We start from the raw sequence: 24,946 nt of genomic DNA, 5'->3' as shown, positions 1-24,946 counted from the left end.
CACGGAGACATTCCCATGATCAGCGGCGTGAGCAGCAGCTATGCGAGCTACTACACCAACTCGGCGCTCGCCAGGACCCAGACCGCCAGCAGCACCACCGGCAACCAGGCCGGCAGCGGCGCTTCCCAGGGCGCGGCGAAATTCCAGCAGGACCTGTTCAAGTCCATCGACAGCGATGGCGACGGCAGCATCAGCAAGGACGAACTGACCAGCGCGCTGTCGTCCGGCGACGACCAGGACAGCAGCGACATCGACATCGATGCCCTGCTCGGCGAGCTGGACAGCGACGCCAGCGGCGGCATCTCCCAGGACGAACTGTCGGCGGCCATGCCTCCGCCACCGCCGCCCGGCGGCATGGGGGGAATGGGTGGCGCGGGCGAGTCCGCCGACGACCTGATCAGTGCACTGGATACCGATGGCGACGGCAGCATCAGCAGCGACGAGCTCGCCGCCCTGGGCAACCGCGACGATAACAGCGAACGCCTGAGCGCGCTGTTCAGCCAGCTCGACAGCGACGGTAGCGGCGCCATCAGCAGCGATGAGCTGTCCAGCGCCCTGCAGGCCAACCGTGGCGACGGCCCGCCACCACCATCGGCGTCCAGCGGTTCGTCCGGGGATTCACCCGCCGGTTACTCGGACAGCGCCACGGCCACCGCGCCCACCAGCGCCTCGGGCAACGCCAATACCGGCGCCGCCTACCAGAAGCTGGTGGCCAACCTGCTCAAGCAATACCAGAGCAGCGAGGTCACCTCGCTCCAGGCCACCAGCGGTAGCCTGGTCAATATCGCGGCCTGATCCGGCTGCGATGCCGCCGCCGGAACGCCCCCGTTCCGGCGGTCTTCCCGCGTTTGCATCCCTCCCCGGCTTTGTCCTAGGCTTGGCTTCCAAATTCATCCGATGATTGGATGTTTCCATGCCAAGCCCGATTCAGAAGCGCTCCCTGGTCGACATCGCCCTGGAGCAGATAAACCTGCGTATCGATGACGGTACCTGGCCGCTGGGCCAGCGCTTGCCGCCGGAACCCGACCTGGCCGATACCCTCGGCATGAGCCGCAACACCGTGCGTGAAGCGGTGCGCGTGCTGACCTTCTCCGGCGTGCTGGAAGTGCGCCAGGGCGACGGCACCTACGTGCGCGCCTGCGCCAACCCGCTGGACGCCATGCTGGTGCTGGCCCGCAGCTCGGTCGAACAGGCACTGGAAGCGCGCGGCATCATCGAGGTCGAAGCCAGCCGACTGGCCGCCGAGCGCCGTACAGAGTCCGATCTCGCCGCGTTGCGCGAAGCCCTGGCAGCCTCCGCCGTCCATCACGGCGGCGATCTGGATGCCTACATCGCGTATGACCTTGCGTTCCACCAGCGCGTGGTGGACAGCGCCCACAATCCGGTTCTGAGCGAGCTTTACCGCTACTTTTCCCAGGTGATCCGCGCCGGCCTGGAGCGCACCATCGGCGACCCCGACCGCCCGCAGCCGAGCTTCGAGCTGCACCGCGAACTGCTGGACGCACTTGAGCGCGGCGACGCCGAAGGCGCGGCCAACGCGAACCGCGCGCTACTGATCTGACCCTGATTTCTCTGCCTTGCCTGGAATGCCCACCATGTCCCTGCCCAATGATCCGAAAGATGCCGAGCACAAGGTGTCCTGCCCGCCCGAAGAACTGCTGATCGACGCCGAGGACGACAGCGCGCCGACACCCGAACGCCGTCCGCAACGCACCTGGTTGTTGCTGCTGGGCCTGGTGCTGGTGGCGATGAACCTGCGCCCGGCGCTGTCCAGCCTTGCGCCGTTGCTCAACACCGTGCGGGACGGCACCGGCCTTTCCGCCGCCGCAGCGGGCCTGCTGACGACCCTGCCGGTACTCTGCCTGGGCCTGTTCGCGCCGCTGGCGCCGATGCTCGCCCGCCGCCTGGGCGCCGAACGCACCGTGCTGCTGATCCTCTTCACCCTGGCCGGCGGCATCGTGCTGCGCAGCCTGTTTCCGGTGGCCGGGCTGTTCCTTGGCAGCCTGGTGGCCGGCGCCAGCATCGGCATCATCGGCGTGCTGCTGCCGGGTATCGTCAAGCGCGACTTCCCGCACATCGCCGGGACCATGACCGGCGTCTACACCATGGCCCTGTGCCTGGGCGCCGCCACCGCCGCGGGTGCCACCGTGCCGCTGGCCGGACTGATGGATGGCAGCTGGCAACTGGCGCTGGCGTTCTGGGCAATCCCGGCCATCGTCGCGGCGGCGATCTGGCTGCCGCAGACTCGCCAGAACCACCACGCCCACCGCGCGGTGTACAAGGTGAAAGGCCTGTGGCGTGATCCGCTGGCCTGGCAGGTGACGCTGTACATGGGGCTGCAGTCGTCGCTGGCCTACATCGTCTTCGGTTGGGTGCCGTCGATCCTCATCGACCGCGGACTGAGCGCTGTCGAAGCCGGGCTGGTGCTGTCCGGTTCGGTGATGGTGCAGCTGTTCAGCGCGCTGGCCGCACCCTGGCTGGCCACCCGCGGCAAGGACCAGCGCATCGCCGTGGTGATCGTCATGACCCTGACCCTGGCCGGCCTGCTCGGCCTGCTGTTCGCCCCGCTCTCGGGCATCTGGGGCTGGGCGGTGGTCCTGGGCCTTGGCCAGGGCGGCACCTTCAGCATCGCCCTGGCGCTGATCGTGCTGCGCTCGCCGGACTCCCATGTCGCCTCCAACCTCTCCGGCATGGCCCAGGGTGTGGGTTACACCCTGGCGGCCTGCGGGCCTTTCCTGGTCGGCGTGGTGCACGATGCCACCGGCGGCTGGGCAGCGACCGGCGTGATTTTCGTGGTGGTGACGGTGGCCGCGATCGTCTTCGGCCTGGGCGCCGGGCGGGACAAGCTGGTGCAGGTGAAGAGCGAGCATGTCTGACCTGCAAGTCCGTGGGGCGCAAACCTCGCTCGGGATTGCGCCCTACTTGTAGGAGCGAGCTTGCTCGCGAACAGCGTTCGAGGCTGACTGCGGAGCGGCCTTATTACCCTCACCCCAACCCTCTCCCGGAGGGAGAGGGAGCCGTTCGGCGCAAGAGCTGTTTGCGGCGTCAGCCGGAGACCTCCGATAGGCGCAAACCTCGCTCGGGATTGCGCCCCACTTGTAGGAGCGAGCTTGCTCGCGAACAGCGTTCGAGGCTGCCTGCGGAGCGGTCGTATTACCCTCACCCCAGCCCTCTCCCGGAGGGAGAGGGAGCCGTTCGGCGCAAGGGGCTCCTCATCGAGTCAACCGGCATACGACGAGCTGCCAAAGCGCATAGGCCGGTCCCCTCTCCCTCCGGGAGAGGGTTAGGGTGAGGGCAGCCCCGACTCCTCAAGCCACCGGCGGTGGCGGCGGTCGGTGCGAGCTCTCGACCCAGGCGCTGATCAGGTTGTACACCACCGCCAGCAGCACCGGCCCAAGGAACAGGCCGATGAAGCCGAAGCTGAGCAGCCCGCCGAGCACGCCGAGCAGCACCACCACCAGCGGCAGGTTGCCGCCGCGACTGATCAGGTAAGGCTTGAGGATATTGTCCACGCCGCTGATCACGAAGAAGCCCCAGATCGCCATGAACGCGCCGTAGCCATAGCTGCCCTGGTAGAACAGCCAGAGCGTGGCCGGCCCCCACACCAGCGGCGGCACCATCAGCAGGCTGCATGCGAAGGTCAGCAGGCCGAGCACGAAAGCCCCCGGCACGCCGGCGATGAGAAAGCCGATGGTGGCCAGCACGCCCTGGGCGGCGGCGGTGCCGATCACGCCGTTGACCACCCGCTGCACGGTTCCGGCGATGAGGTCCATGTAGTGCTGCGCGGCTTCGCCGATCAGCCGTTCCAGCATCCCGTGGGCGAATGCCTGCAAACGCAGGCCATCGCGGTAGAAGAAGAAGATCAGCACCAGGCTCAGCACCAGTTCGAAGATGCCGACACCCAGCTTGGCGCTGCGCGCCAGGGCCCAGTTACCCACTTCGCCCATGTACGGCTTGAGGGCGGAAAAAATCGCCACGCCCTGCTGGTCGACCTGATACCACCAGCCCACCAGACGGTCGCCGATCAGCGGAACACCCGCCATCCATTGAGGCGGCGGCGGCAGGCCGGACACCTGGAGGTTCTTCACCAGTTCGACGCCTTCGCGCATCCGGTCCACCAGGCCGAAACCCAGCCACACCAGCGGCAACGCCACCAGCACGATCCAGCCCACGGTCAGCAGACCCGCCGCCGCCGCTTCCCGACCACCCAGCCATTGGGTGAGCAGGCGCATCAGCGGCCAACTGGCGAAGGCCAGCACGGCGGCCCAGAACAGCGCCGACCAGAAAGGCAGCAACACCCAGATGCTGGCCCCCAGCAAGCCGAGCAGCAGCAGGCGCAGCAACAGGCGATCATTGTCGAACATCGGAACTCCGAGAGGGCTCGTGGAGCGCCCAGTGTAGGGCGCTTCTCTCTTCAGCGCAGGAAGATTCAGCGTAGGCGAATCAGCGCAGCCACGTCAGGTGCAAGCCGTCGCTCTCGTCCTTGCCCTGCTCCAGGCGTGCATCGCGCACGCCCTGGGCCGTGAGCGCCGAGCGCCAGTCACCGGCATGCTTGCCGGCCAGTTCCACGCGCACGCCGGTGTCCAGGCGCAGGGTGCGTACCAGCAGGTCGAGCCAGGCGCCGCCCGGCTCTTCCGGCACGTGGCTGAGCGTCAGCTCGCCGTTGGCCTTGAGCAGGCGCATCAGGGTCGCCGGGCTGGGCAGCAGTTCGCCCAGCTCCGTACCGCTGTCGAGCTGTTCGGCATGCAGATAGGCGCGGCGGTTGCCGCGAGTGATGGTGTAGACCGCCAGCAGGCTGTTCTCGTGGGGCGCGGCAAGGCGCACCAGCAGATAGGCCTGCTGGTCGTCCGGGCCGAACAGCTTGGAATTGCCGAACACCGAATTGGCCAACAGGTTGCTGGAGCCGCAATCGCGGCTCTCGCACCAGAACAGCGGCGTGGCGTCGGCCTTGAGCAGGTCCTTGCGCGCGGCGGCGAAGGCGCTCTGGCTGGAGTCCTCTTCGGGCAGGCGATAGGTCACGGCGGTCAGCTCGCCAATGGCGCGCACCTCGCCTTCCATGCGCAGGCGCCCGCTGATGCGGCTGATCGAACCTTGCGGGTAGATGCGTTCCTGGCTGGCCGCCTGGTTGAAATCGACGATTTCCGAGCGCGGGAAGCGCGGGAGGATGTCCAGGTCGTGGCTGTCAGGCAAATCAGCGGCGCCGGCTGCGGCACTGGCGCCGAGCAGGCCAGAGAAGATCAGGGAGTGAAGGAGCCGCGAAATCCGGGCCTTCTGCGCGTCCGCCGGAAGGGTTTTGCCGTCTTGGCGCGCGGTGGTCTGGACGTCGAGCATGCACAATCTCCCTGAAACGATCCGTGCAGACTCGCGGCAGGCCCCGCTTTAGTCAAGCTGCCCGCCGCTACAGGGTGTTGCTCAGTCCGCCAGCAGGAATGGCCGGAAGATCGCGGCGACCGCTTCGGCCCCGGCCTCGTCGTCCAGGTGCAGGTGGTGCTGGCCGGGCAGTTCGTGGACCTCGAAGGGCCGGTCTTTCAGCAGTTCGCGGGTGGCCGGCTCGACCATCATCAGCCCCTGCTGGGCCAGGACCAGGCTGGTCGGGCATTGCACGGACTGGACGAATTGTCGCGCATGGGCGCGGGTCAGGCGCAGCGGCGATGGCAGCGTCAGGCGCGAATCGGTACGCCAGGTGTAGCCACCGGGCACCGGCACCAGGCCACGGGACGCCAGCAGCTCCGCTGCCTCGCGGCTCACCGCGCCGACGCCTTTCATGCGCGCTTCCACGGCGCGGTCGATGGCCTCGTACACCGGTTTGCGCTTGTTCGGCAGCGCCAGCTGCGCGCGCAGGGCTTCGCCGAGCTTCTGCGGCGAGGTGTCCGGTTCACCGGTGTAGGGCACCAGGCCGTCGATCAGCGCCAGGCGCTCGATGCGCTCGGGCATGGCGCCGGCGAGCAGGACCGAGACGATGGCGCCCATGGAATGACCGAGCAGCGTGAAACGCTCCCAGCCCATCTGGTCGGCCACCATCAGCACGTCCAGCGCATAGTCCCACAGCAGGTAGCTGGCGCCCGGCGCACGGTGTGCCGAGTGGCCGTGGCCGGCGAAGTCCAGGGCGAGGATGCGCACGCCCTCCAGCTTCGGCGCCAGGCGAGCGAAGCTCATGGCATTGTCCAACCAGCCGTGCAGGGCGATCACCGGACGGCCATCCTCCGGGCCGAACAGGTGCGCGGCCAGTTCGATGTGCGGCAGGTTCAGGCGGATTTCCTGGACTTTGGCGGTCATGGCGATTCCTTAAGCGTTGGCGCGCTGTTGCCAGCGGGCGAAGACGGTCTTGAGCAGCGCGGCGGTGTCTTGCGGGCGCTCCAGCGGGAACATGTGGCCACCGGGCAGCGACAGGCTTTCTCCCATGGGAATGCGACCGATCAGCCGGGCATGGTGCGGAAGGACTACCCGGCTGTGGCGGCCGCGCACCATGGTCAAGGGTACGGCGAGCTGCTTCGCGCGGCCGGGGCTGGTGTGCGGCACGTTGCGGTAGATGGAGATTTCCGTGGCCGGATCGAACTTCAACCGCAGGCCCTGTGCGGCATTCGGCGCAAGGCCATGGCGTACGTAAGCTTCCAGGCAGTCGCGGTCAAAACGCTTGAACAGCGGCTTGCCGGCGAAGTATGCCAGCGCCTCGGCAACGTCATCGAAGTCTTCGCGCCGGCCCAGCGTGCGGCCAGCGGGCGTCAACCGGTCGATGAAGCCGAAGCGCTTGGCGGCGCGGATCACCAGTTGATCGGCAAAGGTCAGCAGCGGCGAATCGAGCATCACCACGCCACGGTACAGTTCGGGTTTGCGCAGCGCGGCGTGGTAATGCAGCACGCCGCCCAGGGAATGACCGACGCCCCAGACCGGTTCGTCGAGCGCCTCCAGGTGATGCAGCAGCTCTTCCACGAGGTTTTCCCAGTTGGCGTTCACCGGGAAGCGCGGGTCGTGGCCGTGCATGTCCAGCCGGTGGACCCGGTAATCCGGCTCCAGGGCGTCGAACAACTTGCCGTAGGTGCCCGAGGGGAAACCATTGGCGTGGGCGAAGAAGACCGCTTGGGACATGCTGCGCGAACTCAGGAGAATGACAGCCTGGATTTTCCGACAGCAATACGGGTGCGGCAATGACCCGCACTCCCGCGAATGACGGCACTACGGCCAAAGTCCATGGCGCTCCGGCGGATTTGCCCTGCTAACGCCCCCTCTCCCTTCAGGAAGAGGGCTGGGGAGAGGGTGTTTCCACACCTAGCCGCCCCTGGGTGCGCAACGGCAAACCTCAGACCCAATGCGCCGCGTGGTTCACCACGCTGAACAGGATGCCACCCGCCACCAGCAGGAACACCAGTCCGCAGGCGCCATCGATGACCGGAACCGCGCGCAGCAGGCGCTTCTGCCAGACCGGTCGGGTGAGCATCACGCTGAGCAGGCTGAACCAGAGAAAACCGGTGCCGAACAGCATCACGGCCACCGACACCTTGCCGGGGGTCGACATGTCGGCGGGAATCAGGCTGGTCAGCAATGCAAGGAAGAACACCAGCGCCTTGGGATTGAACAGGTTGGTCGCCAACCCACGCAGCCAGGGACCGAGCTTCGACTCGGCCAGCTCGCCATCGATCCGCCCCGCCCCGCCTGGTTTGCGCAGCGCCCGCAAGGCACCCACACCCAGCCAGCCGAGGTAAGCCGCGCCCACCAACTGCAACGCGCTGAACAATAGCGGCGAGCGACTGAGCAGCAGCGACACGCCGGTCAGCACCAGCGTGCCGTGGACCAGGATGCCGCTGGCCAGTCCCAGGGCGCTGAGCACACCGGCGCGGCGCCCCTGGTGCAAAGCGGTGCGCACCACCAGCGCGACATCCGGGCCGGGGCTGACCAGGGCGACGGCGAACACGGCGGTGAGCATGAGCAAGACGTGAACCTCCTGCATGGCAGGATTCTCCAGTGGAAAGGAAACGGAATGGGGAAGAAGGATCAGCGCTGGCGTAGTCGCGCGGGCGGCAATCCGTAGGTACGGCGGAACAGGCGGCTGAAGTGCGCCTGGTCATAGAAGCCCAGGCTCAAGGCGATCTCCGACAACGGCTGGCCCTTGAGCACCCGCGGCAAGGCGCGCTCGAGGCGCAGGTGCGTCAGCCACTGGTGCGGCGGCAATCCGCACTGGTGGCGGAAGCGACGCAGCACCTGCCAGGGGCTGAGGTCGCAGAACTCGGCGATTTCCTCCAGCGTCGGCGGCGTTTCCAGGCGGGATTCCAGCCATTCGCGGATACGCGCCCAGGTCGGCGCGTCGAAGCCCTGCCCCGGCTCACGGATGCGCAGGCTGGAGGCGCGTTCCAGCAAGGCGGCCAGCGCCTGCCACAATTGGCCTTCCTGCTCCAGCCGCTCGCCACCCAGCATCAGGGCATGGGCTTGTTGCAGTTCGGCCTGCAGCCGTGGATCGCGCAGTTGCGCGGCCGTCAGGCGTGGCGCGCCCTGGCGGCCATCGCTGAAGGCGCGGCAGGCGTCGTCCAGCCATTGCGGGTCGATGGACAGCACGCGGATGCGGTAGCCGTCGTCACCCTCGCTGGAGCCATCGTGGATGCTCTCGGGGCTCATCAGCAGGATATCGCCGTTCCCGGCCAGCGAGCGCTCACCGCGATGGGTGTAGCGCTGGCGACCGTCAAGCATCAGCCCGACGTGGTAGTCGAGATGAAAGTGCCGGGGAAAGGCGAAACGGCGGTACTCAGCGTCGATGAAACGGACGCCGGGCAGACCGCTGCTGTGGTGTTCGATGCGTTCCATGCGCCTACTTTACCGGCACGGGAATGGCGGGTCTTGGACAAAATTGCGAGTGGTGCCAGCCGGCAGTGCTCTTGTCAGGAGCGGACATCTGCTCGCTCTCATCGAATAGGGAGGTGAAGCCCTCCGACCGTCGGCCTATCGGCCGGATCGCGGACAAGGTCCGCTCCTACATAAGCTGCGCTGGGCTCACCCTGTAGGAGCGGACCTTGTCCGCGATTGGCCAAGATTCGCGCAAAAAACGCTCAACGCTCCAGCGGCACCACGGCCATGGTCAGCCGCGAAATGCAGCTCGGCTTGCCGTCATCCCCGTGCAGGCGGATTTCCCAGACATGGGTCGAGCGGCCGATGTGCACCGCCTTCGCCACCGCCGTCACCCGCCCGCTGCGCAGGCCGCGCAGATGGTTGGCGTTCACCTCCAGGCCGACGCAGTAGTACTTGCTGTTGTCTAGGCACAGGTAGCTGGCGGTAGAGCCGACGGTTTCCGCCAGCACCACCGAAGCACCGCCATGCAGCAGGCCGTAGGGCTGGTGAGTGCGCGAATCCACCACCATGCTGGCGGTCAGCGAGTCGTCGTCGAACGCCTCGAAGCGAATGTCGAGCACTTCACCGATGGTGTTCTTCAGGTTCGCGTTGAGCTTTTCCAGATCGGGCGTGGTGCGCCAGGTCATGCCATTCCCCTCAATTCATCTCATTCATGCCATTGCACCGCCTCGCGGCGCTCCGCCCATTCATTGAAGCGCTGTCCGTAGGTGCCTTCCACCACGTTGCGCTTGATCTTCAGCGTGGGCGTGAGGAAACCGTTATCCACTGTCCAGACATCCTTGACCAGCACCAGCCCGGCCAGGCGCTCGTGCTTGTCCAGCGCCTCGTTCACCTCCGTCAGCAGCGCCTGCAGGCTCTGCTCAAGCTCCATGCGCGAGCCGTTGGCGGCTTCCTGGCGGCCCACCTCGGAGAGTACGCACAGTCCCAGCGGGGCGATCAGTCCGTCGCCGACCACGCAGATCTGCTCGATCCGCGAATGCACGGCCAGGCGGTTCTCGATGGGCGCCGGGGCCACATACTTGCCCTTGGCGGTCTTGAAGATTTCCTTGATGCGCCCGGTCAGGCGCAGGTGGCCCTCGGCATTCTGCTCGCCCTTGTCGCCGGTACGCAGGAAACCGTCCTCGGTGATGGTTTCGGCGGTGCGCTCCGGGTCCTTGAAGTAGCCGACCATGGTCGCGCCACTGCGCACCTGCACCTCGCCCTCGTCGCTGATGCGCACTTCAACGCCAGGACTGTTGCGGCCGATCCAGCCGGTCTTCTGCTCACCCGGCCTGCAGACGTGGGAGTACCCACAGTTCTCGGTCATGCCGTACACCTCGAGCACGCTCAGCCCCAGGCGCTTGTACCAGTCCAGCAGCGCCTCGGGCACCGGCGCCGCACCGCACAGCGCGTAGCGCACGGCGTCCAGGCCAAGCCCGGCGAGCACCTTGCGACCGACCAGCCGGCCGACGATGGGCAAGCGCAACAGGCGATCGAGCTTCTTCGCCGGCATCTGCGCATAGACACCCATCTGGAACTTGGTCCAGATACGCGGCACGCCAAAGAACACCGTGGGCCGCGCGCGGCGCATATCGGCGACGAAGGTGTCGAGGCTTTCGGCGAAGAAGATCGTCTGCCCTGCGTAGATCGACGCCATCTGCACGAACATGCGCTCGGCCACGTGGCACAGCGGCAGGTAGGACAGCAGACGGTCCTCCTCGCCCACACCGAACAGATCGATGGCGTGACTGGCAGCGAAGGCGAAATTGCCGAAGGTGTGCATCACACCCTTGGGCGTGCCGGTGGTGCCGGAGGTGTAGATGAGGGTTGCCAGGGTGGTGGCGTCTGGGCGCGGATCGTCGCGGATCGGCGATTGCGCCTGCAGATCGCTCCACTGATGGTCGAAGCGCCCTTCCGGGTGCAGCGGCAGCGCCACCGTGGGCACGCCCTCGGGAATGCCGTCGACCATCGACGGCCAGTCGTCCAGCTTGCCGATGAAGGCCACCCGCGCTTCGGAATGGGTCATCACCTGGCGCACGGAATCGGCGGTGAGATTGGGATACAGCGGCACCGAGACGTGGCCGGCCATCCAGATGGCGATGTCGGCGACTATCCAATGCGCGCAGTTCTTCGAAATGATTGCCACCCGGCTGCCTTGCGGCAGCTCCAGGCTGCGCAGCCAGGCGGCGGCGCGGCGCGCCTGGTCGCCGACTTCGCCCCAGGTCAGGGTCTGCACGTCGCCGCCGGTGAGCGGCTGCACCAGGTAGCGTTTGTTTGGGTGGCTCTTCTCGCGCTGATAGAACAGGTCGAGTGGTAATCGGACTGCTTTAACCACGTGCCCCTCCTTTGTTCTTTTTGTCAGAGGTGTAGCTCAGGGATATAGCGATGGATCAACCAAGCACTTGCTTGGTTGAATATTCCATGCAGCGCAGCGGCAGACAAGACCGATCGTGTGAACTTTTGTAGGAAGCGTCCTGGCAATCAGACGCAACCGCTCTGCGCCGGGCTTCACACCGAAACATTCGGCCACGAAATACCGGCGCCGCCAATGAAAAGGCCCCTTTCGGGGCCCTTGGGGTGCTGCCAATCCGGCTCAGGAATGCCGCGGATGGTAAAGCGACACCAATTGCATCAAGCCCGCCACCGGTACCTCGCCTTCCAGCTCGGCCAGGGTGGCGGTACTGAAAGGCACGGCGTCGCTGCGGCTGCCGTGCACCAGCAGTCCCGCCAGTGCGCCCACCAGCGGTTGATGGGTGACTAGCAGCAGATTCCGCTCGCCCCGGCCATCGAGGAAGCGCAGTACGTCCTTCGGGTCATCGTCCGGCGTCAGCCAGGGCGCGGTGCCGACCGACCCCTCGAATCCCAACGCCTCGCGGACCAGTTCGGCGGTTTCCTGGGCGCGCACGTAAGGGCTGGCGAGGATGCCGTCCAGCGGATGGCCGGCCAGCTGGGCGGCGCTTTTCAGCGCCTCCTTGATGCCATGGGCCGTCAGCCGGCGCTCGGAGTCGCGGCGGGCCTGGGGCTCGGCTTCGCCATGGCGCAGCAGCCAGAGCTTCAAAGCTTGGGCTCCTCGTCACGCACCGGGTGCGGCGCTGGCGGCACGTCATGCGGGGTCTCACCTTCCGGGGAATGGGCGGTGGGCCAGTCGGAGAACGGCCAGGGCTTCTCTTCGGTCTGGAAAGTGCCGAAGCGGCCGATCTGCGCGAAATACTGGCTCAGGCTATCGCCAAAGCCCATCAGGCTGCCGCTGGGCGCACCGTAGATGATGCGGTAGATCAGCTGGATGATCACCACGGCGCCGAGGATCATCTCGGCGACGAACCAGACCAGCGCAAAGACCAGCATCCAGACGACGCGCAGGACCAGGGATTCCTTCTCTAGACGGTCAGCGGGCTGACGTTCAGCGGACATGGCGAAACCTCCTCAGAAACCGGTGGTGGGAATGAAGTCGACGTCGGTCTTCGGCTCACCGCTCATCAGCGCGCCGATGACCTGCTCCAGGGTGCGGCCGCCGAACAGGATGGCATTGAGGCCGGCCACCAGCGGCATATAGACCTGCAGCTCGTCGGCCTTGGCCTTGAGTACCTTGAGCGTGTTCACGCCCTCGGCAGTCTCGCCCATGCGCGCCACGGCGTCTTCCAGGGTCAGGCCCTCGCCCAGGGCGAAGCCCACCTGATAGTTACGGCTCTTGGGTGACGAACAGGTGACGATCAGGTCGCCCACACCGGCGAGGCCGAGGAAGGTCATGGGGTTGGCGCCGAGCTTGACGGCGAAGCGGGTCATTTCCGCCAGGGCGCGGGTGATCAGCATGCCCTTGGTGTTTTCGCCCATGCCCAGCGCGGCAGCCATGCCGGCAATAATGGCGTAGACATTCTTCAAGGCGCCGCCCAGCTCGACGCCGAAGCGGTCGCCGCTGGCATAGACGCGGAAAGTGCGGCCGTGCAGGGCTTTCTGCACCTGTGCGCAGATGTCCTCGTCCTCGCTGGCGACCACGGTGGCGGTCAGCTCATGCTCGGCGATCTCGCGCGCCAGGTTGGGACCGGAAATCACCGCAATCCTGGATTTCGGCGCGATTTCCTCGAGCACCTGGCTCATCAGCTTGAAGGTCTGCGCCTCGATGCCCTTGGTCAGGCTGACCAGCATCTTGCCCGCCAACTCCTCGCTACGGCCCTCGAGCACCTTGCGCAGCGCGCTGGACGGCACCGCGACAAAAATCATCTCGCATTCGGCCAGGGTCGCCGCCAGGTCGGTGGTCGGCTCCACGCCGGCATGGATGGGCACACCCTTGAGGTAATTCGGGTTCTCACGCTGGGTGCGGATCGCCTCGGCCTGTTCCTCGTCGCGCATCCACTGACGAACGCGCTGTCCGTTTTCTGCCAGCAGGTTGGCGAAGGCGGTGCCGAAACTGCCACCACCGAGGACGGCGATCGGTTGCTGCTGTGTCATGTCTGTTCCATTGGTGGCCGCCCCGCGGCGGCGATTGGGGCATTATAAGGCCGCGTCGGCGACCGGCCAGTCCGGATCGCCGGGCTGGCAATCAGCGCTGCCTCGTTTAACATCCGTCGTGTGGAAAACGTCTAGCCGTAGACATTGACCGAACCAATAAAAACCGAGAACAAGGCCGTTCCGTGCAATATCCCGTCCGCGCTCCCCTGTCGCTCTCCCTGCTTGCCGCGCTGCTGGCGGGCAAGGCCGTGGCGGGCGACCTGTTCGTGGACCGCCTGGACGTTCCTGAAGTTCTGACCGCGACGCGGCTGAAACAATCCCCCGCCGAAGTCCCCGGCAGCATGACAGTGCTCGACCGCGACCTGATCAAGGCCTCGGGCGCCCGCGACATCCCCGAGCTGATGCGCCTGGTGCCGGGCATGATGGTCGGCTACCTCTCGGGCAACCAGGCCACGGTGAACTACCACGGCACCAACGTCACCGAGGCCCGCCGCCTGCAGGTCCTGGTGGATGGGCGCTCGGTGTACCGTCCAGGCCTGGCTACGGTGGACTGGAGCGACATCCCGGTCGCCATCGAGGACATCGATCGCATCGAGGTCTTCCGTGGCCCCAACGCGGTGAGCTACGGCGCCAATGCACTGATGGGCGTGATCAACATCCTCACCCGCAACCCGGCCGACAGCCAGGGCACCCGGCTGAAATACACCGCCGGGCAGAACGGCATTCGCGACTGGTACGCCAGCCAGGGCCTGCACGACCGCTCCGGCGACTACCGGCTATCACTCTCCGGCCAGGAAGACGATGGCTTCGACCATGACCAGTTCGGCAACGACTACCGCGACAGCCGGCGCCTGAACCGCTTCAACCTGGTGGCCAGCCACAGCCTCGACCTGCGCAACAGCCTCGACTGGCAGGTCGCCGCGAAGGAAGGCAGCAACCAACGCCCCTACAGCTACGAACCGATCTTTGGCGACATCGCCGCCGGCGACGACAATTCCGACCTGACCGCCCGCGACTACGCAGGCTCGATGCGCTGGACCTTCGACGTCAATCCACAGCACAGCTTCTACGTGCAGGGCTATGCCGAGCACTGGGAACGCCTGCAGGATTTCCGCGCCTGCGAAGCGCAGATCGCCTTCAGCCCGCAACTCGCGCAACTCTGGACACTGAGCCCGGCGTACGTCGACGATCTCGCCGACTCCCTGCCAAGGATTCCCCGCGGCACCGCACAAGAGCAGGCGTTGGCCGGCCAGGTGCTGCGGCAGCTGGTCGCCGGGGCATACCTGCCGGTGTGTGGGCAGGTGAACCAGAACATCCGCGAAACCCGCTACGACCTGGAAATCCAGGACACCCTGAGCATTTCCGAGGGCGTGCGGCTGGTCAGCGGCATGAGCTACCGCCACGACCAGGCCACCTCGGAAACCTACTTCGACGGCACGGTGAACAACGACATCTGGCGCCTGTTCGGCCAGCTCGAATGGCATTTGACGCCGCACTGGCTGCTACAGGGCGGCGCGATGGTCGAAGACGACCAACTGGCCGGAAGCTCAGTCAGCCCGCGCATCGCGCTGAACTACCTGATCAACCCGCGCCACAGCCTGCGCGCGGTGTACTCCGAGGCCGTGCGCTCGCCGGACATGTACGAGAACGACGTGAACTGGAGCTACAAGGCGCGCAACATCACCCCGCTCGCCTACGGCCAGCCCAGCGCGTACTACTTCGCCCGCGCCCACGGTCCGGGCGACCTCGACCAGGAGCGGATGCGCTCGCGGGAAATCGGCTACAACGGCCAGTTCGACGAACTCGGGCTCGCCCTGGACATCAAAGCCTACTACGACGAAATCCATGGGCTGATCAGCGACCCCTTGCAGGTATCCGACTTTTACCCCACCAACGACAACGAAATCCGCTTCAGCGGCACGGAGACCCAACTGGATTGGCGCCTCTCCCGCGCGGATCGCGTGCGTCTGACGTACGCCTATGTCGACTACGATGCCAGCAGCCGCTTCGACCAGCGCCTGACCGCCCGCAACAGCGGCTCGGCAGGCTGGATGCGCGACTGGGGGCGTGGCTGGTCCAGCTCGATCTTCTATTACGGCGACGATGCGCTGAACCAGCGCCGTTTCGAACGCGTCGACCTGCGCCTGGCCAAGCGCATTCCCCTGGGTCGCACCGCCCTGGAGCTGGCCGGCGTGCTGCAACAGCGCCTCGACGACGAGCCGCTGACCTGGCCGGAGAACCGCTACGACAGCCGCCACCTGCTCTACTTCAGCGCAGAGGTGGCCTTCTAGCATGTTTGCCCGCCGCTCAAGGATGAGCCTCGGAGTCCGTCTCGCCCCCCTGCTGTTCTGGCTGGCCTGCCTGTTCGCGGGAACGGTCCAGGCGCGCGATATCCTGCTGGTCAGCAACGAAAGCAGTCCCGCACTGCAGGACTTCGCCCAGGCGCTGGCACAGCGCCGCCCCCAGGACAGCGTTCGGCTGGAATCGCCTGACAACCTGCCGCCCGCCGCCCGCCTCGACGGAGAGACGCGTCTCCTGCTGCTGGGCACCGCCGCGCTGAACTGGCGCATCGCCAGCGACCATGCGCCGCCCGCGTTGACCCTGCTGGTCAGTCGCGTCGAAGCCCGGCAGGTCCTGGGCAAGCGCGAGCCAGCCGACCTGAGCCTGCTGTGGAGCGATCCGCCGCCCGCCCGCCAATTGCAACTCGCCCTGCAGCTCACGCCCAGGCCGAAGCGCATCGGCGTGCTGCTCGGACCGACCAGCGAATTCCTCCTCGACGAGTTGGCCCGCGCCGCCGAGAAGCTTGGCGTGGAGCTGGTCAGCGCTCTTCAGGTGCGCGCCGACGACACCCGTCCCTTGCGTGAATTGCTCGGTCACAGTGACCTGTTGCTCGGACTGGACGACAAACAGCTTTACAACGCCCAGACCATCAAGGGACTCCTGCTCAGCGCCTACGCCGAGAATCACGCGCTGATCGGGCCTACCGCTGCCTTCGTCAAGGCCGGCAGCCTGGCCAGTACCTACAGCGACCAGAACGACTGGCTCGATACTCTCGATCCGCTGCTCGACCAGGCTCCGGCGCAATGGCCCCGGAGCCTCTATCCCGAACGCTTCAAGGTGCAGAGCAACCGCCAGGTGGCGCGCTCGCTCGGCATCGACCTGCCGGACGACGCGCAACTCGCGCAGCGCCTGGCCGAAGGAGAAAAACCATGAGTTCGCGCAAGAGCTGGAACATCCAGACGCGCATGCTGGCCATCAGCCTGGGGCCGGCGCTGCTCCTGACGGTATTGCTGACCGGTTACTTCACCTACTCGCGTCTGCAGGACCTGCGCCTGGAGTCCAACCATACCGGCCAGTTGATCGCCAACCAGCTCGCCCCGGCGGCGGAGTACGGGGTGATCTCCGGCAACCTGCCCGTGCTGCAGAGCCTGCTGCGGGCAACCCTGAGCACCGCCCACGTGCGCTTCATCGAAGTGCGCGACCGGGGCGACAATATCCTCGTCTACGTCGAGCATGCCGCCGATCCGGCGCAGGCCAGCACCAAGGTGGAAATCTTCCACGCCTCGATTCAGCGCGAGAACATCGCCATCCATGACGGCGAACTCGGCGCCTCCAACGACATGCTGCCGGCGGCCGCAGCGCCCAGCGGCGATTACCTGGGACGCGTGGTGGTCGGCATGGCCAGTGACGCCTTCAGCGAGCGGCAACAGGAAATCCTCCTCAAGGCCAGCCTGCTCGCGCTGTTCGCGCTGATCCTCACCTATTTGCTGGCGCGCCGCCTCGCCCGCCGCCTGGCCGCGCCGATCCGCACCATGGGCCGCGCCGTGCAGGCGATCCAGACCGGCGACTACCACACCACCCTGCCGGTACCGGACGACGGCGAAGTCGGCGACCTTGCCCGCCATATCAACAACCTCGCCCGCGGCCTGCAGCAGGCCAGCCTGGAGCAGGAGCGCAGCATCGCGCAGCTGGTGGCGGCGCGGGAGGAAGCGGAAGAAGCGAACCGCGCCAAGTCCGACTTTCTCGCCATGATGAGCCATGAACTGCGTACGCCGATGAACGGCGTACTGGGCATGCTGCAACTGCTGGAAACCACCGAGCTGAACCAGGAGCAGGCCGAATACAGCGCGCTGGCGACCGAGTCCACCGAGCACCTGCTCAAGGTGATCAACGACATCCTCGACTTCTCCCGCGTCGAGCGCGGTGCGCTGGAACTGGAACGCATCCCGTTCAACCTGCTGGAACTGATCCAGAGCTCCATCCAGGTCTTCCAGCACAGCGCGCAGCAGCGCGGCCTGGCCCTGGAGATGAACGTCCTCGATGGGCTCGACAACCTCGAGGTGCAGGGCGACCCGACTCGAATCAGGCAGATCCTGGTCAATCTGCTGGGCAACGCGCTGAAATTCACCGAAGAAGGTGGCGTGCGCCTGGAAGCCACCTGGCAGGCACTGGACGCCGAAGTGCTCTGGCTCAGTTGCTCCGTCCAGGACAGCGGCATCGGCATCTCCCGCGAGCGCCTGGAGCACATGTTCGAGGCCTTCCAGCAGGCGGACTCTTCGACCTCCCGCCGTTATGGCGGCACCGGGCTCGGCCTATCCATTGCCCGAACGCTGGCCGAGCGGATGGGCGGCACCCTGAGCGCCGTCAGCGAAGAAGGCTGCGGTTCCACCTTCACGCTGGAAATTCCCTTGCCCTTCCGGGAGCGCCAAAGTGCCGCAGAGGATGGCGCGAACGGTGCCGATACGCTTGCCACTGGTCAGTCCGTGCTGCTGGTTGAGGACAACCCGGTGAATCAAACGGTCATAGAAGCTATGTTGCGCAGCCTGGGTTATCGCGTCACGCTGGTGGGCGATGGCGTCCAGGCGGTTCGCACCTCGGAGCGCAACGAATTCGCGGCGATCCTGATGGACTGCCGCCTGCCGGTACTCAACGGCTACGAGGCCACCCGGCAGATTCGTGCCCGGCCGGGCGGCGAGCAGGTACCGATCATCGCCCTGACCGCCAACGCGCTGCAGGGTGACCGCGAGGCCTGTCTGGAGGCCGGGATGAACGACTACCTCGCCAAACCGTTCAAACGGGCCGAGCTGCAACGGATTCTGCAGCGTTGGGTTGCTCCAGGTCGTTGATCCGCAAGGGCGCTTGCCCGCAAACTGCGGGCCGGCACGGGGCCGGTGCCCCAACAGGGAAAACGTGGCAGCAAATAAAAGTGAACAAGCGTTCGCCGGCTGCTGTGACTTTCACTTAAAGGCAATAGTCTATGACTAGGCTGCCGTGTGACACCGTGACAATAACAACGGAACGCGGCGCCGCAGGCAGAAGCCAACAACGCCTGCTATCCAGGATTTTTGAGGAGCTCGCATGACCAAACAAAACGCCTTCACCCGAGAAGACCTGCTGCGCTGCAGCCGCGGCGAGCTCTTCGGCCCGGGTAATGCGCAACTGCCCGCCCCCAACATGCTGATGATCGACCGCATCACCCACATCAGCGAAGTCGGCGGCAAGTATGGCAAGGGCGAACTGGTCGCCGAGCTGGATATCAACCCTGACCTGTGGTTCTTCGCCTGCCACTTCGAAGGCGACCCCGTCATGCCGGGCTGCCTGGGCCTCGACGCCATGTGGCAGCTGGTAGGCTTCCACCTCGGCTGGCAGGGCAACCCCGGCCGCGGCCGTGCCCTGGGTTCAGGCGAAGTGAAGTTCTTCGGCCAGGTCCTGCCGACCGCCAAGAAAGTCACCTACAACATTCACATCAAGCGTACGATCAATCGTTCGCTGATCCTGGCCATCGCCGACGGCACCGTCAGCGTCGATGGCCGCGAAATCTACAGCGCCGAAGGCCTCCGCGTCGGCCTGTTCACTTCCACTGACAGCTTCTAAGGGTATCCGCATGCGTCGCGTCGTGATCACCGGTCTGGGCATTGTTTCCTGCCTGGGCAATGACAAAGACACCGTCTCCGCCAACCTGCGTGCAGGCCGTGCTGGCATCCGCCACAACCCGACCTACGCCGAGATGGGCCTGCGCAGCCACGTGTCCGGTTCGGTCAACCTGAACCTGGAAGAGCTGATCGACCGCAAGGTCTTCCGCTTCATGGGCGACGCCGCCGCATACGCCTACCTGGCGATGGAACAGGCGATCAAGGACTCCGGCCTCAGCCCCGAGCAGATCTCCAACCCGCGCACCGGCCTGATCGCCGGCTCCGGCGGCGCTTCCACCCTGAACCAGATGGAAGCCATCGACACCCTGCGCGAAAAGGGCGTCAAGCGCATCGGCCCATACCGCGTCACCCGCACCATGGGCAGCACCGTTTCCGCGTGCCTGGCCACTCCCTTCCAGATCAAGGGCGTGAACTTCTCCATCTCCTCGGCCTGCGCCACCAGCGCGCATTGCATCGGCCAGGCCATGGAACAGATCCAGCTGGGCAAGCAGGACGTCGTCTTCGCTGGCGGCGGTGAGGAAGAACATTGGAGCCAGAGCTGCCTGTTCGACGCCATGGGCGCCCTCTCCACCCAGTACAACGAAACTCCGGAAAAGGCCTCCCGCGCCTATGACGCCAAGCGTGACGGTTTCGTCATCGCCGGCGGCGGCGGCATGGTCGTGGTCGAAGAACTGGAACACGCCCTCAAGCGTGGCGCCAAGATCTACGCCGAAATCGTCGGTTACGGCGCTACCTCCGATGGCTACGACATGGTCGCTCCGAGCGGTGAAGGCGCCGTGCGCTGCATGCAGCAGGCCCTGTCGACCGTCGACACTCCGATCGACTACCTGAACACCCACGGCACCTCCACCCCGGTTGGCGACGTTGCCGAGATCCGCGGCGTGCGCGAAGTGTTCGGCGCCAATGCCCCGGCCATCAGCTCCACCAAGAGCCTGTCCGGCCACTCCCTGGGCGCCGCGGGCGTGCATGAGGCGATCTACTGCCTGCTGATGATGGAAGGCAACTTCATCGCCGGCTCCGCGAACATCGACGAACTGGACCCGGAAGTCGCTGACATGCCGATCCTGCGCGAGACCCGCGAGAACGCGAAGATCGACACCGTCATGAGCAACAGCTTCGGCTTCGGCGGCACCAACGCCACCCTGGTCCTGAAACGCCACAACGGCTGATCGGTGATTCAAACAAAAAAGGCGCCCTAGGGCGCCTTTTTTGTTGTCTGCGATTCCCGTCTACCCGCCGGCTTTCAATCAGGTCAGGATGGGCAGACTGGATAACAGGGACTATGCAGATGGATTTGGCAATTAGAAGGGCTTGTAGCGAAGACGCTGCTGCAATCAGCCAGGTAATAGTGGCGGCCGTGAGGGAGAGCAATGGTCAGGATTACCCGGCAAGCGTTATCGAGTCGGTCGTGGTGCATTTCACGCCAGAGCGCGTAATCGAGTTGGTGAAACAGCGTCTGGTCTTCGTCGCATTGCTCAGCGGCAGGATCGTCGGCACTTGCGCCCTGGATGGCAACGCCGTACGCAGCCTCTTCATAGCCCCACAGCAGCAACGCAAAGGCATCGGTCAACTCCTGATGGCCCGAATCGAGGAAGCAGCCCTGCAGCGCGGCCTGGACACCTTGATGGTGCCCTCCTCCCTCACAGCACAAGCCTTCTATGCTCGCCTCGGCTATCGCGCTGTGCGAGAACAACACTACGGCGAAGAACGCACGATCATCATGAGCAAGCCGCTGACGCTTTCGTAGAAGCGGACCTGATCCGCGAAGCCACGCTCTTTGCATGCTCCGTATGTATCGGCTAACACCGCCAGCTGCGAGACCGCCTATTTTCCAGCCCCAAAGACAAAGCCCCCGACCAGCTCTCGCTGATCAGGGGCTTTGGAATTAGAAGCTTGACGATGACCTACTCTCACATGGGGAGACCCCACACTACCATCGGCGATGCGTCGTTTCACTGCTGAGTTCGGGATGGGATCAGGTGGTTCCAACGCTCTATGGTCGTCAAGCAATTCGGTTGGATGCTCGCCTTGGCGCTCATCGGAATTCGGTTTGCTTACACTAATAAGCAAAGCCCCCGGCCAGCTTTCGCTAACCAGGGGCTTTGGGATAGGAGCTTGACGATGACCTACTCTCACATGGGGAGACCCCACACTACCATCGGCGATGCGTCGTTTCACTACTGAGTTCGGGATGGGATCAGGTGGTTCCAACGCTCTATGGTCGTCAAGCAATTCTTTCGGACGCTCGTGGCTTGCGCACACGCTCATCCAGATTCGGGTATGTGACAGGTATTTGCGGTTCACACGAACTTTCGGTTCGTTACGTCTTCACCGTCTAACACACAAATTGTTTGGGTGTTATATGGTCAAGCCTCACGGGCAATTAGTATCGGTTAGCTCAACGCCTCACAGCGCTTACACACCCGACCTATCAACGTCGTAGTCTTCGACGGCCCTTTAGGGGAATCAAGTTCCCAGTGAGATCTCATCTTGAGGCTAGTTTCCCGCTTAGATGCTTTCAGCGGTTATCTATTCCGAACATAGCTACCCGGCAATGCCACTGGCGTGACAACCGGAACACCAGAGGTTCGTCCACTCCGGTCCTCTCGTACTAGGAGCAGCCCCTCTCAAATCTCAAACGTCCACGGCAGATAGGGACCGAACTGTCTCACGACGTTCTAAACCCAGCTCGCGTACCACTTTAAATGGCGAACAGCCATACCCTTGGGACCGGCTTCAGCCCCAGGATGTGATGAGCCGACATCGAGGTGCCAAACACCGCCGTCGATATGAACTCTTGGGCGGTATCAGCCTGTTATCCCCGGAGTACCTTTTATCCGTTGAGCGATGGCCCTTCCATACAGAACCACCGGATCACTAAGACCTACTTTCGTACCTGCTCGACGTGTCTGTCTCGCAGTCAAGCGCGCTTTTGCCTTTATACTCTACGACCGATTTCCGACCGGTCTGAGCGCACCTTCGTACTCCTCCGTTACTCTTTAGGAGGAGACCGCCCCAGTCAAACTGCCCACCATACACTGTCCTCGATCCGGATAACGGACCAGAGTTAGAACCTCAAGCATGCCAGGGTGGTATTTCAAGGATGGCTCCACGCAGACTGGCGTCCACGCTTCAAAGCCTCCCACCTATCCTACACAAGCAGGCTCAAAGTCCAGTGCAAAGCTACAGTAAAGGTTCACGGGGTCTTTCCGTCTAGCCGCGGATACACTGCATCTTCACAGCGATTTCAATTTCACTGAGTCTCGGGTGGAGACAGCGCCGCCATCGTTACGCCATTCGTGCAGGTCGGAACTTACCCGACAAGGAATTTCGCTACCTTAGGACCGTTATAGTTACGGCCGCCGTTTACCGGGGCTTCGATCAAGAGCTTCGCTTTCGCTAACCCCATCAATTAACCTTCCGGCACCGGGCAGGCGTCACACCCTATACGTCCACTTTCGTGTTTGCAGAGTGCTGTGTTTTTAATAAACAGTCGCAGCGGCCTGGTATCTTCGACCGGCATGGGCTTACGGAGTAAATCCTTAACCCTCGCCGGCGCACCTTCTCCCGAAGTTACGGTGCCATTTTGCCTAGTTCCTTCACCCGAGTTCTCTCAAGCGCCTTGGTATTCTCTACCCAACCACCTGTGTCGGTTTGGGGTACGGTTCCTAGTTACCTGAAGCTTAGAAGCTTTTCCTGGAAGCATGGCATCAACCACTTCATCATCTAAAAGATGACTCGTCATCAGCTCTCGGCATTAAGACCCCGGATTTACCTAAGATCTCTGCCTACCACCTTAAACTTGGACAACCAACGCCAAGCTGGCCTAGCCTTCTCCGTCCCTCCATCGCAGTAACTAGAAGTACAGGAATATTAACCTGTTTCCCATCGACTACGCTCTTCAGCCTCGCCTTAGGGACCGACTAACCCTGCGTCGATTAACGTTGCGCAGGAACCCTTGGTCTTTCGGCGTGGGAGTTTTTCACTCCCATTGTCGTTACTCATGTCAGCATTCGCACTTCTGATACCTCCAGCAAGCTTCTCAACTCACCTTCACAGGCTTACAGAACGCTCCTCTACCGCGCATCTTGCGATGCACCCGTAGCTTCGGTGTATGGTTTGAGCCCCGTTACATCTTCCGCGCAGGCCGACTCGACTAGTGAGCTATTACGCTTTCTTTAAAGGGTGGCTGCTTCTAAGCCAACCTCCTAGCTGTCTAAGCCTTCCCACATCGTTTACCACTTAACCATAACTTTGGGACCTTAGCTGACGGTCTGGGTTGTTTCCCTTTTCACGACGGACGTTAGCACCCGCCGTGTGTCTCCCACGCTGACACTTCCAGGTATTCGGAGTTTGCATCGGTTTGGTAAGTCGGGATGACCCCCTAGCCGAAACAGTGCTCTACCCCCTGGAGTGATACGTGAGGCGCTACCTAAATAGCTTTCGAGGAGAACCAGCTATCTCCGAGCTTGATTAGCCTTTCACTCCGATCCACAAGTCATCCCCTACCTTTTCAACGGGAGTGGGTTCGGTCCTCCAGTCAGTGTTACCTAACCTTCAACCTGCTCATGGATAGATCGCCCGGTTTCGGGTCTATACCCAGCGACTAAAACGCCCTATTAAGACTCGCTTTCGCTACGCCTTCCCTATACGGTTAAGCTCGCCACTGAATATAAGTCGCTGACCCATTATACAAAAGGTACGCAGTCACCTAACAAAGTAGGCTCCCACTGCTTGTACGCATACGGTTTCAGGTTCTATTTCACTCCCCTCTCCGGGGTTCTTTTCGCCTTTCCCTCACGGTACTGGTTCACTATCGGTCAGTCAGTAGTATTTAGCCTTGGAGGATGGTCCCCCCATATTCAGACAAAGTTTCTCGTGCTCCGTCCTACTCGATTTCACTTCAAAGAACCTTTCACATACGGGGCTATCACCCACTATGGCCGCACTTTCCAGAGCGTTCTGTTAGATTCAAAGAAGCTTAAGGGCTAGTCCCCGTTCGCTCGCCACTACTAAGGGAATCTCGGTTGATTTCTTTTCCTCAGGGTACTTAGATGTTTCAGTTCCCCTGGTTCGCCTCTTACACCTATGTATTCAGTGCAAGATACCCAGGTTATCCCGGGTGGGTTTCCCCATTCAGAGATCTCCGGATCAAAGTCTGTTTGCCGACTCCCCGAAGCTTATCGCAGGCTACCACGTCTTTCATCGCCTCTGACTGCCAAGGCATCCACCGTATGCGCTTCTTCACTTGACCATATAACCCCAAGCAATCTGGTTACTGTCTCGAACGTGAAGACGACATTCGCCGAAAATTCGCGCTTGAACTCGCAAATTTTACCTTGACTTGAATAATCACCAGTGAAAGAGATTATTCAGTCTACTTCTATCACATACCCAAATTTTTAAAGAACAGTTCTGGCACAAAGACCAGACATCAATGTTCGTTCAACCTGAACATTCATGTCTGAGCTTTCGACGATTTAATGGTGGAGCCAAGGAGGATCGAACTCCTGACCTCCTGCGTGCAAAGCAGGCGCTCTCCCAGCTGAGCTATGGCCCCTTATCGGATCAGCAGCACACCACAACAATTGGTGGGTCTGGGCAGATTCGAACTGCCGACCTCACCCTTATCAGGGGTGCGCTCTAACCAACTGAGCTACAGACCCAATCGTCTAACCAGTGAATCAAGCAATTCGTGTGGGAGCTTATGAAGAAGCTGAGATCTTCGATTAAGGAGGTGATCCAGCCGCAGG

At 63.6% G+C, this 24,946-nt stretch carries 20 protein-coding genes, 2 tRNA genes and 4 rRNA genes (1 of these 26 cut by a window edge); 9 read left to right on the top strand and 17 right to left on the bottom strand.

Annotated features, from left to right (window positions below; translation table 11 throughout):
- The first annotated feature begins 15 nt into the window (after nucleotides 1-15).
- The 3 genes from JVX91_RS15085 (at nucleotide 16) to JVX91_RS15075 (ending at nucleotide 2,876) form a co-directional block, all read left to right on the top strand.
- Entirely contained in the window at nucleotides 16-795 is a 780-nt protein-coding gene (locus JVX91_RS15085; RefSeq protein ID WP_205335018.1) for an EF-hand domain-containing protein, read from the top strand.
- Between the two features lie 118 nt (nucleotides 796-913).
- Entirely contained in the window at nucleotides 914-1,561 is a 648-nt protein-coding gene (locus tag JVX91_RS15080; RefSeq protein WP_205335017.1) for a FadR/GntR family transcriptional regulator, read from the top strand.
- A gap of 34 nt (nucleotides 1,562-1,595) precedes the next feature.
- Entirely contained in the window at nucleotides 1,596-2,876 is a 1,281-nt protein-coding gene (locus JVX91_RS15075; protein ID WP_205335016.1) for a CynX/NimT family MFS transporter, read from the top strand.
- A gap of 432 nt (nucleotides 2,877-3,308) precedes the next feature.
- Here JVX91_RS15075 and JVX91_RS15070 read toward each other — a convergent pair whose 3' ends face one another.
- From JVX91_RS15070 to JVX91_RS15020, 11 genes are all read right to left on the bottom strand, one after another.
- Complete coding sequence (locus tag JVX91_RS15070) at nucleotides 3,309-4,364, bottom strand: AI-2E family transporter (protein WP_205335015.1); 1,056 nt, start codon at nucleotides 4,362-4,364, stop codon at nucleotides 3,309-3,311.
- Between the two features lie 79 nt (nucleotides 4,365-4,443).
- Nucleotides 4,444-5,331, bottom strand: a complete 888-nt coding sequence (locus JVX91_RS15065; protein WP_205335014.1) for a DUF4892 domain-containing protein — start codon at nucleotides 5,329-5,331, stop codon at nucleotides 4,444-4,446.
- Nucleotides 5,332-5,412: 81 nt separating this feature from the next.
- Nucleotides 5,413-6,276: an alpha/beta fold hydrolase gene (locus tag JVX91_RS15060; protein WP_205335013.1), complete on the bottom strand. Its 864-nt coding sequence runs from the start codon at nucleotides 6,274-6,276 to the stop codon at nucleotides 5,413-5,415.
- A gap of 9 nt (nucleotides 6,277-6,285) precedes the next feature.
- The gene (locus JVX91_RS15055; RefSeq protein WP_205335012.1) at nucleotides 6,286-7,086 is read right to left on the bottom strand and encodes an alpha/beta hydrolase; all 801 of its coding nucleotides are present in this window, start codon (nucleotides 7,084-7,086) and stop codon (nucleotides 6,286-6,288) included.
- Nucleotides 7,087-7,297: 211 nt separating this feature from the next.
- Nucleotides 7,298-7,945 carry a LysE family translocator gene (locus tag JVX91_RS15050; RefSeq protein WP_205335011.1) on the bottom strand — a complete coding sequence of 216 codons (648 nt, stop codon included), beginning with the start codon at nucleotides 7,943-7,945 and terminating at the stop codon, nucleotides 7,298-7,300.
- Nucleotides 7,946-7,989: 44 nt separating this feature from the next.
- On the bottom strand, nucleotides 7,990-8,793 hold the full coding sequence (locus JVX91_RS15045) for an AraC family transcriptional regulator (RefSeq protein WP_205335010.1): 804 nt from the start codon (nucleotides 8,791-8,793) through the stop codon (nucleotides 7,990-7,992).
- 242 nt (nucleotides 8,794-9,035) lie between these two features.
- Entirely contained in the window at nucleotides 9,036-9,461 is a 426-nt protein-coding gene (locus JVX91_RS15040; RefSeq protein ID WP_081519161.1) for a hotdog fold thioesterase, read from the bottom strand.
- Between the two features lie 20 nt (nucleotides 9,462-9,481).
- Nucleotides 9,482-11,149: an AMP-binding protein gene (locus tag JVX91_RS15035; protein ID WP_205335009.1), complete on the bottom strand. Its 1,668-nt coding sequence runs from the start codon at nucleotides 11,147-11,149 to the stop codon at nucleotides 9,482-9,484.
- 258 nt (nucleotides 11,150-11,407) lie between these two features.
- Nucleotides 11,408-11,872: a phosphohistidine phosphatase SixA gene (gene sixA, locus JVX91_RS15030; protein ID WP_205335008.1), complete on the bottom strand. Its 465-nt coding sequence runs from the start codon at nucleotides 11,870-11,872 to the stop codon at nucleotides 11,408-11,410.
- Nucleotides 11,869-12,225 (bottom strand): DUF4389 domain-containing protein, encoded by a 357-nt coding sequence (locus JVX91_RS15025; protein WP_205335007.1) that lies wholly within the window; start codon nucleotides 12,223-12,225, stop codon nucleotides 11,869-11,871. Before JVX91_RS15025 ends, sixA begins: the two co-directional genes overlap by 4 nt.
- Before the next feature lie 12 nt (nucleotides 12,226-12,237).
- A complete protein-coding gene (locus tag JVX91_RS15020; protein WP_205335006.1) occupies nucleotides 12,238-13,260 on the bottom strand; it encodes an NAD(P)H-dependent glycerol-3-phosphate dehydrogenase in 1,023 nt (340 codons plus the stop codon).
- Between the two features lie 182 nt (nucleotides 13,261-13,442).
- Between JVX91_RS15020 and JVX91_RS15015 the strand changes: the two genes are divergently transcribed.
- From JVX91_RS15015 to JVX91_RS14990, 6 genes are all read left to right on the top strand, one after another.
- On the top strand, nucleotides 13,443-15,551 hold the full coding sequence (locus tag JVX91_RS15015) for a TonB-dependent receptor (protein WP_205335005.1): 2,109 nt from the start codon (nucleotides 13,443-13,445) through the stop codon (nucleotides 15,549-15,551).
- Between the two features lie 22 nt (nucleotides 15,552-15,573).
- Nucleotides 15,574-16,473, top strand: coding sequence for an ABC transporter substrate-binding protein (locus JVX91_RS15010; RefSeq protein ID WP_205335004.1), 900 nt, complete (start codon nucleotides 15,574-15,576; stop codon nucleotides 16,471-16,473).
- Complete coding sequence (locus tag JVX91_RS15005) at nucleotides 16,470-18,386, top strand: ATP-binding protein (protein WP_205335003.1); 1,917 nt, start codon at nucleotides 16,470-16,472, stop codon at nucleotides 18,384-18,386. Before JVX91_RS15010 ends, JVX91_RS15005 begins: the two co-directional genes overlap by 4 nt.
- Before the next feature lie 232 nt (nucleotides 18,387-18,618).
- A complete protein-coding gene (gene fabA, locus JVX91_RS15000) occupies nucleotides 18,619-19,134 on the top strand; it encodes a 3-hydroxyacyl-[acyl-carrier-protein] dehydratase FabA (protein ID WP_138216449.1) in 516 nt (171 codons plus the stop codon).
- 10 nt (nucleotides 19,135-19,144) lie between these two features.
- Nucleotides 19,145-20,362 (top strand): beta-ketoacyl-ACP synthase I, encoded by a 1,218-nt coding sequence (gene fabB / locus JVX91_RS14995; RefSeq protein ID WP_205335002.1) that lies wholly within the window; start codon nucleotides 19,145-19,147, stop codon nucleotides 20,360-20,362.
- Between the two features lie 119 nt (nucleotides 20,363-20,481).
- On the top strand, nucleotides 20,482-20,940 hold the full coding sequence (locus JVX91_RS14990) for a GNAT family N-acetyltransferase (protein WP_205335001.1): 459 nt from the start codon (nucleotides 20,482-20,484) through the stop codon (nucleotides 20,938-20,940).
- Between the two features lie 144 nt (nucleotides 20,941-21,084).
- On the opposite strand, the gene rrf (JVX91_RS14985) is transcribed toward JVX91_RS14990, so the two are convergent.
- The 6 genes from rrf (JVX91_RS14985) to JVX91_RS14960 all read right to left on the bottom strand — a co-directional run.
- Nucleotides 21,085-21,200: ribosomal RNA gene (rrf, locus tag JVX91_RS14985) — 5S ribosomal RNA — on the bottom strand.
- Between the two features lie 106 nt (nucleotides 21,201-21,306).
- Nucleotides 21,307-21,422, bottom strand: a 5S ribosomal RNA gene (rrf, locus tag JVX91_RS14980).
- Nucleotides 21,423-21,555: 133 nt separating this feature from the next.
- Nucleotides 21,556-24,447, bottom strand: a 23S ribosomal RNA gene (locus JVX91_RS14975).
- A 230-nt stretch (nucleotides 24,448-24,677) separates the two neighbouring features.
- Nucleotides 24,678-24,753: transfer RNA gene (locus tag JVX91_RS14970), tRNA-Ala, on the bottom strand.
- Nucleotides 24,754-24,782: 29 nt separating this feature from the next.
- Nucleotides 24,783-24,859, bottom strand: a tRNA-Ile gene (locus tag JVX91_RS14965).
- A 64-nt stretch (nucleotides 24,860-24,923) separates the two neighbouring features.
- Nucleotides 24,924-24,946, bottom strand: a 16S ribosomal RNA gene (locus tag JVX91_RS14960) (it continues 1,514 nt past the right edge of the window).
- Together the 16S, 23S and 5S rRNA genes with 2 tRNA genes alongside form the textbook arrangement of a ribosomal RNA operon.

The organism is Pseudomonas sp. PDNC002 (genome assembly GCF_016919445.1).
Taxonomy (GTDB): Bacteria; Pseudomonadota; Gammaproteobacteria; order Pseudomonadales; family Pseudomonadaceae; genus Pseudomonas.
The sequence above is the reverse complement of the archived record's forward strand: the minus strand, read 5'-3'. Positions and strand labels throughout refer to the sequence as shown.